This window comes from Streptacidiphilus fuscans, assembly GCF_015690355.1.
GTDB classification, from domain to species: Bacteria; Actinomycetota; Actinomycetes; order Streptomycetales; family Streptomycetaceae; genus Streptacidiphilus; species Streptacidiphilus fuscans.
On the sequence record NZ_JADPRT010000008.1, the window covers coordinates 158,007 to 172,038 of the forward strand.

The 14,032-nt window shown below is 67.1% G+C and carries 9 protein-coding genes; 4 read left to right on the plus strand and 5 right to left on the minus strand.

The window, feature by feature from the left end; genetic code table 11:
* Window positions 1–81: 81 nt before the first annotated feature.
* The 3 genes from I2501_RS20430 (at window position 82) to I2501_RS20440 (ending at window position 6,492) form a co-directional block, all read left to right on the plus strand.
* Window positions 82–4,020 carry an RHS repeat-associated core domain-containing protein gene (locus tag I2501_RS20430; RefSeq protein WP_196195572.1) on the plus strand — a complete coding sequence of 1,313 codons (3,939 nt, stop codon included), beginning with the start codon at window positions 82–84 and terminating at the stop codon, window positions 4,018–4,020.
* 5 nt (window positions 4,021–4,025) lie between these two features.
* Window positions 4,026–4,520 (plus strand): hypothetical protein, encoded by a 495-nt coding sequence (locus tag I2501_RS20435; RefSeq protein ID WP_196195573.1) that lies wholly within the window; start codon window positions 4,026–4,028, stop codon window positions 4,518–4,520.
* A gap of 238 nt (window positions 4,521–4,758) precedes the next feature.
* Complete coding sequence (locus I2501_RS20440; protein WP_196195574.1) at window positions 4,759–6,492, plus strand: outer membrane protein assembly factor BamB family protein; 1,734 nt, start codon at window positions 4,759–4,761, stop codon at window positions 6,490–6,492.
* A gap of 139 nt (window positions 6,493–6,631) precedes the next feature.
* Here the strand turns inward: I2501_RS20440 and I2501_RS20445 are convergent, their stop codons facing one another.
* The 5 genes from I2501_RS20445 to I2501_RS20465 all read right to left on the minus strand — a co-directional run bounded on the left by I2501_RS20445 (window position 6,632) and on the right by I2501_RS20465 (window position 11,237).
* Complete coding sequence (locus I2501_RS20445; RefSeq protein WP_328806503.1) at window positions 6,632–7,912, minus strand: S8 family serine peptidase; 1,281 nt, start codon at window positions 7,910–7,912, stop codon at window positions 6,632–6,634.
* 130 nt (window positions 7,913–8,042) lie between these two features.
* Window positions 8,043–9,401 carry a WXG100 family type VII secretion target gene (locus tag I2501_RS40285; protein WP_196195576.1) on the minus strand — a complete coding sequence of 453 codons (1,359 nt, stop codon included), beginning with the start codon at window positions 9,399–9,401 and terminating at the stop codon, window positions 8,043–8,045.
* Window positions 9,401–9,730 carry a hypothetical protein gene (locus I2501_RS20455; protein WP_196195577.1) on the minus strand — a complete coding sequence of 110 codons (330 nt, stop codon included), beginning with the start codon at window positions 9,728–9,730 and terminating at the stop codon, window positions 9,401–9,403. Before I2501_RS20455 ends, I2501_RS40285 begins: the two co-directional genes overlap by 1 nt.
* A 70-nt stretch (window positions 9,731–9,800) precedes the next feature.
* Window positions 9,801–10,454 (minus strand): alpha/beta hydrolase family protein, encoded by a 654-nt coding sequence (locus I2501_RS20460; protein WP_196195578.1) that lies wholly within the window; start codon window positions 10,452–10,454, stop codon window positions 9,801–9,803.
* Window positions 10,455–10,463: 9 nt separating this feature from the next.
* Window positions 10,464–11,237, minus strand: coding sequence for a hypothetical protein (locus I2501_RS20465; RefSeq protein ID WP_196195579.1), 774 nt, complete (start codon window positions 11,235–11,237; stop codon window positions 10,464–10,466).
* 177 nt (window positions 11,238–11,414) lie between these two features.
* Between I2501_RS20465 and pepN the strand changes: the two genes are divergently transcribed.
* Window positions 11,415–14,009, plus strand: coding sequence for an aminopeptidase N (gene pepN, locus I2501_RS20470; protein WP_196195580.1), 2,595 nt, complete (start codon window positions 11,415–11,417; stop codon window positions 14,007–14,009).
* Window positions 14,010–14,032: the final 23 nt, after the last annotated feature.

Here is a 14,032-nt window from a genome sequence, read left to right on the forward strand (position 1 = left end):
GCCCGCGAAACGGTGAGCCACTGCCCTGACCGCTTGGTAGCGTGCCCATGATGGGAACGGCCGTTCGGGGGCGGGGGCGTCGTGAGTCAGATAGCCAAGGCGATCGCGGAAGCAGCACAGAAGGCCGGCAAGAGCCTGGCGGAGGACTTCGCCAAGGCCTACCACAGCATCCTCAAGGACACCGAGCGCGGAGCGAAGACGGTCTCGGAGAACGCCGCCAAGAACGAGGCGGAGACTGCCGAGAACCTGGCCAAGTCCGCGGAGAAGGACGCAAACTCACCTCACGTCCACGCTCCTGGAGAGGGAGGAGCAGCCGGCGGCAGAGACGGTGGGAATCCGCGAGGGGAACATCCAGGCGGAGACGACCCGAACCTCGGCGGAGAGGAGCCCCGACCTGGGCAGCCGTCAGAGGGCAACGTCGGCTGTCATACCGCCGGGGACCCGGTCGATGTGGTGACCGGGCAGATGATCACCACGGCTGTTGATCTACGTTTGGAAGGCGCGTTGCCGCTGGCTCTGCGCCGGGCTTACGCCTCCGGGTACATCGGTGGACGGTGGTACGGCCCCGGCTGGTCAGGGACGTTGGACGAACGCGTCCAAGTGGACACAGACGGCATCTGGTTCGCGGGAGACGATGCACAGATCCTTCACTATCCGCTCCCAGCCGACAACGTGTCGAGTGTCCTGCCGCTGCGCGGCGCGAAATGGCCGCTGAGCTGGGACGGACCAGACGGAACCATTCGAATCGAGAGCCCGGACACTGGTCTGGTTCGGCACTTCGACCCCGTTCCGGGCACCCCGGATGCGAGCACTCGTCCGCTCAGCACGGTGACCGACCGCAACGGAAACCGATACGACCACCTCTACTCCAGAGACGGCCTCCCCGTCGAGATTCGTCACTCCGGCGGCTACCGAATCGCCGTCGACACGGTGCACACCCCTGCGGGCACGCGGATCGCGGGACTGCGACTGCTCGACGGCACCGACGCCGGCCGGGGGTCACGGGTGGTCGCTTACACGTGGGACGACTCGGGACGGCTCAGTGGTGTCGTCAACTCCTCAGGGATGACTCTGACTTACGACTGGGACGAGGACGACCGGATCACCTCCTGGACGGACCGTATCGGTCACAGCTACACGTACGAATACGGTCGCGACGGACGAGTTGTCTGCGGAAGGGGCACGGAAGGCGTCCTTGATGCCTGGTTCAGCTATGACATCGCGGGACGCGCCACGACGGTCACCGACAGCCTCGGCCATGCCACCAGGTTCTCCTACGACGAGGACGGGCACGTGACCCGCGTTGTCGACCCGCTGGGTCACGAGACTCTCACCGGTTACGACGAGTCGGGCCACGTCGTTTCCCGGACGGATGAGATCGGCCGCACGACGCGCTACATGGTGGACGAGCAAGGTACACCTGTTCGCATCACCGCCGAGGGCGGTCGGACGATCGAGCTCTCCTACAACTCACTGGGGCTCCTCACGGGGGTCGTACAGGCCGGCGTCTCCACCGGAACCTTTGCCTACGACGATCGTGGAAACCTCATCTCCAGCACCGACGTGGCCGGTGCCGTCACCACGCGCCAGTTCGACGCCCACGGCCGTCTCGCAGCCGTCACGGACCCACTCGGACACACCCGCACCTTCGAATACAACGCAGCTGGACTGGCCACCGCGGTCTCGGACCCGGACGGGAACACGGCACGCGTGGACTACGACGCCTTCGGCCGTACGGTCGCGCTCACCGATGCCTCGGGCAGCACGCTTCGACTGGAGCGAAATGCTCAGGGAGATGTGACCCGTCGGATCCACCCCGACGGTGCGGCGGAGGAGTGGATCTACGACGCCGAAGGCAACGTCGTCGAATATCGTGACCAGATAGGCGCCGTCACCCATTTCGAAATAGGACCCTTCGGACGCCTCGACGCACGGCGGCTCCCGGACGGCGAACTCCACCTCTTCCGCTACGACTCCGAACTGCAGTTGATCGCAGCCGGGGCCGGTGAGAGTTGGTGGACCTATCAGTACGACGCAGGGGGAAATCTCGTTACGGAGACAGACCTCAACGGCCGCAGCCTTACGTACGTGAACGACGGCGCTCACCAATTGCTCGCGACCATCGGCCCTGATGGCGCGACCACGGCATTTCGCTATGACGACTCGGGAAACCTGACTGGACGTCAGGACAGTGACGGCCTCACGGCGCTGGAGTACGACGATCTAGGGCGAGTCCAACGGGTCTCGCGTGGAAGCGACCAGATCATCTACAGCCGGGACATCGCCGGCCGGGTTCTCAGCGAGACCGCCAACGGCCGGACCACCGCCTACACCTACGACGTGATCGGCCGACGAGTCAGTAGGACCACGCCGAGCGGCATCGTCTCTCACTGGACCTACGACGCCAACAGTGAGCCTCTCACGCTCACCGGTTCGGGCGGGCGGATCACCTTTGAGCGCGATGCGGTCGGCCGCGAGACCCGGCGGCGCTTCGGCGCCTCGGCCGTTCTGGCTCAGACCTGGGACGCCTGCCACCGGCTCAACGCCCAGACGGTCCTCGCTCTCCCGTCGAGCACAGAAGCTGGACCGAACGACGGTCTGCAGGGCTACAACGTCCAGGAGCGGCTCTACTCCTACCGGGCCGACGGAATCCTGCTCGCAGCCGACGACCGCATGCGAGGCAGGCGAGAGTTCGACCTCACTCCGGGCGGCCGGATCACTGGTGTCCGGGGTGAAACCTGGACGGAGAGCTACCGATACGACCAGCTCGGCAACCTCACCCACACGCATGACTCCCGCCGGGCCGACGCAGCGGCCCAGGGTGAGCGACAGGTTTCGGGGTCGCTGTTGAGCAGCGCGGGTCGCACGACGTATGAGTACGACGCGCGGGGAAGGGTGGTACGCGCCGTGGCGCGCACGCTGTCCGGACGGCGCCGGGCATGGAGCTACACCTGGAACGCCCAGGACCAACTGGTACGCGTCGACACACCCGGTCACGGCTCTTGGCTCTACGCGTACGACCCTGTCGGTCGGCGGACCCTCAAACGGCGCGCCGATGCTCCTGCAGGTTCAACCGAAGAGACCCGGTACAGCTGGGACGGGGACAACCTAGCCGAAGAGTCCACTGTTCTCGCGGACGGCTCTCTGCGGATCCGCAGCTGGGACTGGGACTTGGAGGGCTTGACCCCACTTGCCCAGACCGAGCATCGGAGCCTGTACAACCATGGCGGAGACAGGGACAGCGGCCTGACCGAAGCCGACGCGAGTTTCTGGGCCATCGTCAGCGACCTCGTCGGCACGCCCAGCGAGCTGATATCCGCTGACGGAACCATCGCCTGGGCCTCCTCCGCCGACGTGTGGGGGCGGCCGCTGAGGCCCGCACGTGACGATGTGCATTGCCCGCTCGGGATGCCCGGGCAATATCACGATGACGAGACAGGGCTGGCATACAACTACTTCCGCTACTACGACCCGGCTACTGGCCGTTACCTCTCCGGTGACCCTCTCGGGCAGGCCGCCGACTTCAACCCCCATAGCTACGTCCCGAACCCGCTGTACTGGATCGACCCTCTCGGTCTCGCCAAGAAGCAGCCTTCCGGGATGGGCGGCTGGTACTACAAGCTGCAACCGGCCAACTGGAGCGACGGTTCCAACAGCACTCGGTACGAAATCAACCACGTGCCGGCCAAGGCCACCTACAAGAGTCTGGGCATGGCGGGCGGGGACCTGAACATGGGTTACGGGCCCGCCATCCGCATGGAGTACCAGCACCATCGCGACTTCATTTCCACCGGTTCGGGCCCCGGCCCCGACCGGTGGCGCGCCGCACAGTCCAGTCTCATTCGTCAGGGCAAGTTCGACGAAGCCATGAAGATGGACATCGACGAGATCCGACGCGTGCACGGCACAAAGTACGATGCCGCGATCAAGGAGATGCGCGAGTCGATCCAAAACAACGTGGAATTCAAGAAGTACTTGGATGCCAACGGCTGGAAGTTCAGAACCTGCCTCCTAGAATGACCGGCATGGACATCGAGCTCGACCCGCCGCACGGCATCACAGGATTCTCGCTCGGCATCCCTGCAGCGCAGGTCATCGATGCGGCCACGCGGCTTGGAGAGGTGACGATCCAGGACGAGGGCTCTGCCGACATGTTCCGCTACATGAAGGTGCTTGCCGTCCACCCGCAGTTCGAGATCGTCTTCCACCTCGAGGACGGCAAGACCTTGACCTCCGCGGAGGTGTGGACCCCACGACCTGGCCCCGAGAAGATCACGGTCCGCTTCGGTGACCGGGATGTGTTCCGTACGCCCGCCCGGCAACTGCTGGACGCGCTGGCGGCAGAGGGACGAACCGTCCTCCGCGAGACCGACTATGCCTACGTACCCCGCCTCTCGCTCGGCTTCACGCGCACGGCGGGGCACGAGGTTCCGCTGGACGAAGATGGGGAACCCCTCTATTTCCAGGCCGTCATGGTCGGCCCCACGGATTACTACGACTACAAACTCGCTGGAAGCTAGCCGGACCAGCGCCGTGGGTGCGCACAGTTGGAGACGGGCCGTACCTCCAGTCCGAGCAGTCTGACCTCACCTGTGCCGCCCATAGCGCCCGTACTACCCGTACCACCCGTACCACCGGTACCCAGGCTGAGGAGGTCCCGCGTGCCCTCTACGATGGCCCGCGGGGCGGGCCACCTCGATATCCCTCCCTGTGCTGACTGAACGCCAGTCGGCGGGCCACGCAAGGAGGTACGGGGGCATGACCGACCAGACGCCGGGCAACGGCGCCATGGGCGCATCGATTGGTGCAAGCCCGGGACCAGCGCAGGTGAGTGGCTGGCCACAGGCCACGCCGGGCTACGGGTACCCCAACGTGCCTCCGCAGCAAGGCCAGCCGCCTATGCCGCCGCAGGGCATGCCCGGCGTGCCGCCCATGGGTCAGCCGCTTCCTCAGCAGCCCATGCCCCCGCAGCAGCCGTTCGGTCAGCCAGGCTACCCGCAGGCCCCTTACCAGCAGGGTCAGTTCGCGCCGCAGGTCTCGTACCCACAGGCCCCCTACGCGCAGGGCCAGCCCATGCCCGGCCAGCCGGGCCCGTACCAGCAGGTCCCCGGCCAACAGGCGTTTACGGCCCCGCCGATGCAGGCCCCGCCGATGCAGGCCCCGCCGATGCAGGGCATGCCGGCCGCGCCGCCTTCGGGTCAGGGTGGCGGCCCCAAGAAGGGCCTGCTCTACGGCGCGATAGGCGGCGGCCTCGCCCTGATCCTTATCGTGGTCGCGGTCATCGCGTTCAGCGGTGGCGGCGGCAACCCGTTGACCGGCGGCAGCAGCGCTCCGGCCCTGGCTTCCGGCTGGCAGACGCCCGTCGGCCCCGAACAGGACAGCGTGGTCGGCTTTTGGCTGACGGACAAGTACGTGGTCCGCGGGTCCAAGGACCAGGGGGTGCGGGCTTATGACCTTTCCACGGGCCGCCTCGCATGGTTCGTGCAGCCGCCGGCCGGAGCCGGTGTCCCCTGCAGTTTGTCGCCCACGGTGACGTCGTCCGGGGTCGGGACCATCGCGTTCGGCAGCAACGACCACACCTGCACCACCCTGATCGGTGTGGACACCAACACAGGCCACGTGCTCTGGCACGCGTCTCTGCCCGGCTCCTCCAGCTCCGGTAGCACGCCGGGGAACGCGACCACCTTCATCAGCGGAAATGTCGCCGCGGTCGCCAGCGACACCGTGGTCGGCGGGTTCGACCCCAGCAGCGGTACCCCCGTGTGGACTTACAAGCCGCGCGATCCGTCCTGCTCCGAGAACTCCTCCGGCGCGGGGAGCGCCATCCTGCTGTACGACTTCTGCCCAAACGCCAGTCAGCAGTACATGATGACCGCCCTGAACGCGACGACGGGCGCGCAGTTGTGGCAGAAGCCCGGCACGGATCAGGACACCATCCAGGCGGTGTTCTCAAGCAGCCCGCTGGTCGCTGAGGTTCAGGGCGCTGCCAGCGTCTCGGGAGACGTCACCGTCTACGACAGCAGCGGCAACCCGACCGTCGTCAGCGCTGCGGCCGGGATCCAGCCCGGTGGCAGCGGGCAAGGGCCGGTCAACGTGCAGATGGTGGGCAACACCCTGGTTTCCGAGACAAGCGACTCGAAGAACACGCCCGAAGTCCAGGGCATCGATGTGACGACCGACAAGGTCCTCTGGACGTACACCGACGCCATCAAGGCCGGGACTCACTTGGCAGTCGCGCCACAGACGAGCGGCCACACGATCTACGCCATCTCCAATCCGCCTCCCATGGGAGGGAGCGGCAACGGCGCCCTGGTGACGCTGAACCCGACAACGGGCGCGGCAACCACCGTCGCGACAATGCCCTACTCGTCTGGACCCGAGATCTTCGGGGCCAGCGGCTCGCTCGTCGTCCCCGGCGGCGGAACCGCAGGCCTGCGGGTGTACCTGATCAACTTCGGCACCGTTCTGCCGTGTATCCACGAGTACAAGTAGCTGCGGGCTAAGCGGCAGTTCTCGTCTGCTACAGAGTCAAGACGACCCCGCGACCAGTCTGGTCGCGGGGTCGTTCGCCGAGAAACACTCAGGGCACCCGGCGCAAGCCGGGTGCCCTGTTCAACGGTCCTGGCGGCTACTACTGCTGACGCGGCGGCTGCTGTCCCTGCTGCTGGTACAGGTTGTTCGGCATCTGCTGGTACGGCTGCTGCTGCGACTGGCCGCCGTACTGGCCCGTCGGCGGCTGGTAAGGCTGCTGCGGAGCGTTCGGGTAGTGCGGCGCGGTGGGGTAGGCCGGCTCACCGCCGCCACCACCGTTTCCACCACGACGACGAGTGCGAGCGACGATCACACCGATCACGACCAGAAGCACCACGCCACCGACCGCGCCAAGGCCGATCGCCATCCCGCTGCCGGAGGAACCGCTGCTCGCGTTGGTCCCGGTCGTCACGGGCGCTGCGCTGGAAGAGGACGACGAGTCCGACGGGGCGCCAGAGGCCTGCGGCAGCGGGCCGGCGGCGGGGCCTGCCGGGACGTTGGTCGTGAAGTCCGGCGACGCGACGCCGTAGCCGTAATCAAGATCCGGGGCAGTGCGCCCCGCAGGCAGGATCGCCGTCTTGATGATCCGATTTACGATCTGCCCTGCCGTCAGGTTCGGGTACGCAGCCCGAAAGAGAGCAGCGATGGCTGAGACATAAGCAGTGGCGTAACTAGTGCCGTCGCCTTGAACCATCTGCGTGTCACTACCGTTGCCATCCAGGACGATGCCAACACCGGCTGCCGCAACGGTAATCCCACTCGTGTCGGACTTCGGCCAGAAGTTGTCATTTTGGTCAACCGCACTGACCTTGATCACCCCCGGGAAAGATCCCGGATACGACGGGTTCGAAGTGTTCTCATTGCCGGCCGCCCCAACAACAACAACATTGTGCTGCTCGGCATACGCGACGGCCTGCTCTTCCCCAGGGTCGCGGTCATAAGCACCCAACGACAAGTTTATGACCTGAGCGCCATGATCTACCGCGTATCGGATTCCCTCGGCGACATTGGAGGCCAGATCGCCATTCCCGTGTGTGTCGTCACCCGCACCGACACCAACCGGCAAAATCTTTGCGCCGGGAGCGAGGCCCATGATGCCGTCCTCGCCGTTCGGACCGTGCCCGTGACCAGCAATGAGACTGGCAATGCCGGTGCCGTGACCCTGTGGAGAGTGATCTGTCCAGCCGTTGCCTCCGAAGGCGACATCCGTGCCGGGAAGTACCTGCCCAGTCAGGTCAACATGGGTCGCGCGGACACCAGAGTCAACGACAGCAACGACGACGCCCTTCCCGGTGGAATGGTTCCATACCAGGTTGTTCTCAGCACCGTACGCCTTCAGGGGCCACTCGGCAGCCCGCGCACCGTCGTTCGCCTGTGCCACCGGCGACACGCCAAGTACGAGGGCTCCAGCGAGCGCTGCCCCTCCGATAGATTGCAGTGCTCGCTTGAAGCCCATACCCCGTCACCCCGCTCGCGTACGTTCAACAGACGAGCAGGACACTACTTGACTCTCAGAACGTAATCACGCCTGGGTTCACCGGAGCGTCGACGCCCCAGGTCTCCTCGTCCTCGACGAGGTAGTCGGCGCGGCCCTTACGCTGCTTCTTCTTGCCGGCAGCGTTGGCGAGACCGCCCAAGCCGCCCGCTCCCATGCCGGACTCGCCGCTCGCGCCGGAGGCACCCTCGCCCTCGGCCGCCATCGCGCCTTCCTCCGAAACCCCGGCGGCCTCGCCAGCAGCGGTGCCAGAGCCAGCTCCACCACTCAGGCTGCTACCACCAAGACCGGACATGCCGACCATGCCCCCGCCGCCGAACCCAGCTCCACCAGCTCCACCGCCGACGCCGAGCCCACCGACTCCGCCAACGCCGCCGCCTCCGCCGAAACCACCACCGGTACCGACACCACTGTGAAGCCCGCCTGAAACGCCGTCGAGCTTGGTGCCGATACCCCAGTTGTTGCCGCCACGCCCGCCGTGCGGGGGAAGGAGGATAGGGTTGACATGGTATTGGTGCGGGTCGCCATTGTTGACATGCGGGGTGAAGGTCCCCCCATGCACACCCCCGCCAGTAATAGGCTTCATTGCAACGTCGCCACCCTGGTTCGGCGGCGCCGGAGGCGTGGTACCCGTACCGATTGGCGGGGTCGGCTGCGTGGTGGGCGCAGGTGGCCAAACAGTGACAGGTTCACCCCTACTGCCCGTGGGCGGCACTAGCTGGGCCGTAGCGTCGTTGTACGACTGTCCGAGCTGTTCCATCAGCAGGACAGCCTCCTGATGCCTTTCCTCCATGGCATTCAGCTGGCCACCGTCCATCTGTATGGCCTTCGCCAGGCCGTACTTCAAGGCGTCCTCATGGAACTGGACATCGCTTTCGCCGCCGAAGGCGTCCCCAACCTTGTCCCAAAAGCCGGGCTTGGCTGGGAAGTTCCGCTGGGCACTCAACAACGCATCGCTCGCGCTGTACATCGCGGTCTGCGTGTTTGCCGCATACTGGGAGCCATTGTTCAGGCTCGTGTTCAAGTCAGCGGCGCTCTGCCGGAATGCCTCGGCAGTCGCACCGGACCAGTGCTCCAGCGTGGTGTTCACGCTTGAGGTGAGCTGCTGCGCGGTGGCCTTGAGTTCGCTGGCGACGCTGCCCCAGTGGTCCCCGGCGGTCCGCATCGCTACAGGGTCAGCGTCGTGGATCATCGCCTTGAGGGCGTCGTAGCCCTTAGCGGCCTCGAAGTTGGTGGTGAATCCCGCATTGCCGGTCTTGCCACCAGGATTCTGCTGAAGGTACTTCTGCCAGGCCGCGTCGCCCTGCTTCTGCTCCTCCTGCTGCTGCTTGAGGTAAGCCTGCTCAGCCTGGTAGTCGCCGTATCCATCCGCCATCAGGACATCCCCTTGTTGAACCCGCCAGCGGTGTTCGTTTCCTGGTCGGAGTACGCCTTGTGGGCGCTGCTCGTCTTGCCCTGGAACTCCTGGATCATCGACTGCAGAGTCCCGATCATGTTGGTGATGTCGGTCTTCATCGCGTCATGCGCGCCGTACAGCGTCTGGGCCTCCAGGAAGCCTTCACCGCCGAACTGACCTGGCGTCAGATTCGTCTGATAGTTGGCCTTTTCCTTCGTGCCGTCCATGCCGTCCGCGACGCTCTGAAGCTGCGTCACTGCCTGCTGGAGGTAGCTGAGGTCTACCTCGTACCCGTTACCGGATCCCATCTCTGAGACCCCCTCCCCGTTCGTCCGTACCGGCCCATGTACATGATAGGGATGATCGCCGACAAGTTCTCTACCGGATACGGCTCGAAACCCACTCGCCCACAGACCTGACCAGATCCGGCAGCACGTCGGCCTCGCTCTTCCGCACAGCGAAGGCATGGTTGCCTGCCGGGAGGGCCACAAGACGGTGCGTCTGCTTGGGGAGTGGAGGGAACTCTTCGGGGCTCCCGAAGGGGTCGCGGGCACCCTGGACCACCAACGTCGGCAGCCCCGTGCCGAGGAGCTCTTCCGCGCGCGAGCGGTCCGGCTTGCCTGGTGGGTGGAGCGGGAAGGCGAGGGCCAGGACGCCCGCCGCGCCCGTCTGCGCGCCCGTGCGACAGGCAACCCGCGCACCCGCGCTTCGCCCACCCACGAAAACCGGAACGTCCGGGCCGACCGTCTCCCGGACGTGAGCGACAACCGGGAGCCACCCCGCGTCCAACGTCTTCGGCGCAGGCGCAAGGCGCTTTCCGGCCACGCGCCAAGGCTGTTCGACCAACCCGACCGCGACCGAGTCGACGCCCGCCGCGATCGCCTGGAGGTCCGAAGCCTCGATGCCGCCGCCCGCGCCGTGGCCGAGGAGAAGGACGCCGTGCGGGGCGCGGTCGCGGTGGTGCCAGGTGATCCGGGCGTCGCCGACGTCGGTTGGGACGAGTTCGGTCGCACTGCCAGGGGTCGCACGCATACGCCCAGCCTAGGACCCTTCGCGCTGCTGCTTCTCGCGGCGCATCCGGCGGTTCTCCGTCAGGTTGCGGAAGGGGCTGGTGGTCGCCGTGACCGCCACTGCCCGCACGTCGGCGTCCGACGAAGTGCTGAAGCGCTCGAGGTAGGCGAGGACGATCAGCCGCGAGAGGCGGGGGTCGTGGACGACGATCTCGTAGAGGGCGGTGGGGCCGGCCTTGCGGACGAGGTCGAAGCCTGGGGACGTCGGGCCCGCGCAGCGTATGTGGGCGGAGAACATCGCGTCCTCGACGGCCCTGTCGCGCCACCCCAGGCCGAAGCCCAGGTTGAAATCGTCGAGCACCCGGTACGCCGTGCGCGCCGCACGGCGGCCACCGGTGAGTTCCTGCCGTACGGCGGTGAGCGTGGCGTCGAGCCCGTGTTGCACCAGCTGCGCGTCGTCCAGGTTGATGCGCCGCGCCCCCGGCTTGAGCCCGCCGACGAGGACCTGCTGGGCGTCCCAGGCCTGGCCGAGCTTGACGTAGCCGAGCAGCTGCTGCGGACCGAACGCCGGATAGACGTAGTACGGCCGGACGTCCACGTTGTACGGATAGTCCTTGTGCATCCGCACGACCGGCTGGGACTGCCCCGCCGGGCACACCAGGAAGGTGGTGTGGTCGCGGCTGTAGTCGATGGTGACGGTGAAGGCGGTCAGGGACTGCAGCGACTGCAGTTGCTGCTGCGGATCCCACGCGGCACCCCCCGTCGGGTACCCCGGTACCTGCCCCGACGTGTACTCCGCGTCCATATCGTCCCCCTTCACACCGACATACGGCCACACACCGTACCGGTGCGTAACGGGCACCACCATCGCGCTCCGCGTATTGCGCCCAGCGACCCGGGTAGGACGTGCAAAGATGCCAGCGAAGACCGAAGACAGAGTCAATGACGTCAAAGACGACAGTCGACGAAGGAGTCACGCAGCGTGCCTGGCACCAACCTGACCCGTGAGGAGGCCCGGACCCGGGCCGAGCTCCTGCACGTGGACGCCTACGAGATCGAGCTCGACCTGAGCGCGGCGGCGGAGGGAGGCACGTTCCGTTCCACCACCGTCGTCCGGTTCACCGCCGCCACCGCGGGTGCATCCAGCTTCATCGACCTGATCGCGCCCGCCGTGCACGAGGTCACCCTCAACGGTGTGGCGCTCGACCCGGCCGAGGTGTTCGCGGACAGCCGCATCGCCCTGCCGTCCCTGGCCGCCGAGAACGAGCTGCGCGTCGTCGCGGACTGCGCGTACAGCAGCACCGGCGAGGGCCTGCACCGCTTCGTCGACCCGGTCGACCAGCAGACCTACCTCTACACCCAGTTCGAGGTCCCGGACGCGCGTCGCGTCTTCGCCTCGTTCGAGCAGCCGGACCTCAAGTCCACCTTCCAGTTCACCATCACCGCGCCGACCGGCTGGAAGGTCATCAGCAACGAGGTCTCCCCCGAGCCGGAGAAGGGCACGGTCGACAACACCGAGGTGCACCGGTTCCCGGTCACGCCGCGGATGTCGACCTACATCACCGCGCTGATCGCCGGTCCGTACTACGGCGTGTTCAGCGAGTACGTGAGCCCGGACGGCGAGCAGCGGGTGCCGCTGGGCATCTACTGCCGTCCGTCGCTGTCGCAGTTCCTGGACGCGGACCACATCTTCGACGTGACCCGTCAGGGCTTCGACTACTTCCAGGACAAGTTCGACTTCGCCTACCCGTTCTCCAAGTACGACCAGCTGTTCGTGCCGGAGTTCAACGCGGGCGCGATGGAGAACGCGGGCGCGGTGACCATCCGCGACCAGTACGTCTTCCGCTCCAAGGTGACGGACTCCGCCTACGAGGGCCGGGCGACCACGATCCTGCACGAGCTGGCGCACATGTGGTTCGGCGACCTGGTCACCATGGAGTGGTGGAACGACCTCTGGCTGAACGAGTCGTTCGCGACCTTCGCGGAGACCGTCTGCCAGGCCGAGGCCGAGGGCACCCGCTGGCCGAACATCTGGACGACCTTCGCCAACGAGATGAAGACCTGGGCCTACCGCCAGGACCAGCTGCCGTCCACCCACCCGATCATGGCGGAGATCAACGACCTGGAGGACGTCCAGGTCAACTTCGACGGCATCACCTACGCCAAGGGCGCGTCGGTGCTGAAGCAGCTGGTCGCCTACGTCGGCCAGGACGCGTTCTTCGCGGGCGTGCAGGCGTACTTCAAGCGCCACGCGTGGGGCAACACCCGCCTGTCCGACCTGCTGACCGCGCTGGAGGCAACCTCCGGACGCGACCTGAAGGCCTGGTCGAAGGCGTGGCTGGAGACGGCCGGCATCAACATCCTCCGTCCCGAGCTGGAGGTCGGCGCCGACGGCGTGATCACCTCCTTCGCCGTCCGCCAGGAGGCCCCGGCGCTGCCGGCCGGTGCCCGTGGCGAGGCGGTGCTGCGTCCGCACCGGATCGCGATCGGCCTGTACGAGCTGGACGGCGCGGCGCTCAAGCGCGTCGAGCGGATCGAACTGGACATCGAGGCGGCCGAGCTGACGGAGGTTCCGCAGCTGGTCGGCCGCGACCGTCCGGCGGTGATCCTGCTGAACGACGACGACCTCACCTACTCCAAGATCCGCCTGGACGAGGTCTCGCTGGCGAACGTCACGCAGCACATCGCGGACTTCGCCGACTCGCTGCCGCGCGCCCTGTGCTGGGCCGCCGCCTGGGACATGACCCGTGACGGCGAGATGGCCACCCGCGACTACCTGGAGCTGGTCCTGCACGGCGTCGGCCGCGAGACGGACATCGGCGTCGTCCAGTCGCTGCAGCGTCAGGTCAAGCTGGCCGTGGAGCTCTACGCCGCGCCGGAGTGGAAGGCCACCGGCCGGGACAAGCTGGCCGAGGCCGCCGAGCAGTTCCTGCGCGGCGCGGAGCCGGGCAGCGACCACCAGCTCGCGTGGGCGCGGGCGTTCGCCGCTTCGGCGTCGAGCACCCCGCACCTGGCGCTGCTGTCCGGCCTGCTGGACGGCTCGGTCGAGATCGAGGGCCTGGCCGTCGACACAGAGCTGCGCTGGGTGCTGCTGGAGCGGCTCTCGGCCGCCGGTGTCGCCGACGAGGCCGCGGTGATGGACGAGCTGGAGCGCGACGCCACCGCCGCGGGTGAGGCGCACGCCGCCACCTGCCGCGCGGCGCGTCCGACGGCGGAGGCCAAGGCCGCCGCCTGGGCCTCGGTGGTGGAGGCGGAGACGCTCTCCAACACCGTGCAGGAGGCCGTGATCCGCGGCTTCGGGCAGTCCGAGCAGGCGGACCTGCTGGCGCCCTACACGGAGAAGTACTTCGCCGCGATCAAGGGCATCTTCGAGCAGCGCTCGCACGAGATGGGTCAGCAGATCATCGTCGGCCTCTACCCGACGGTCCAGGTCTCCACGGACACCCTGGACGCCACGGACGCGTGGCTGGCGGCCAGCGACCCGGCGCCGGCGCTGCGCCGCATGGTCGTCGAGTCCCGCTCCGGCGTCGAGCGCGCGCTGAAGGCCCAGGCTGTGGACCGCGCGGCCGGGGCGTGAACCGGTTGCGGTAGCCGCTGAAG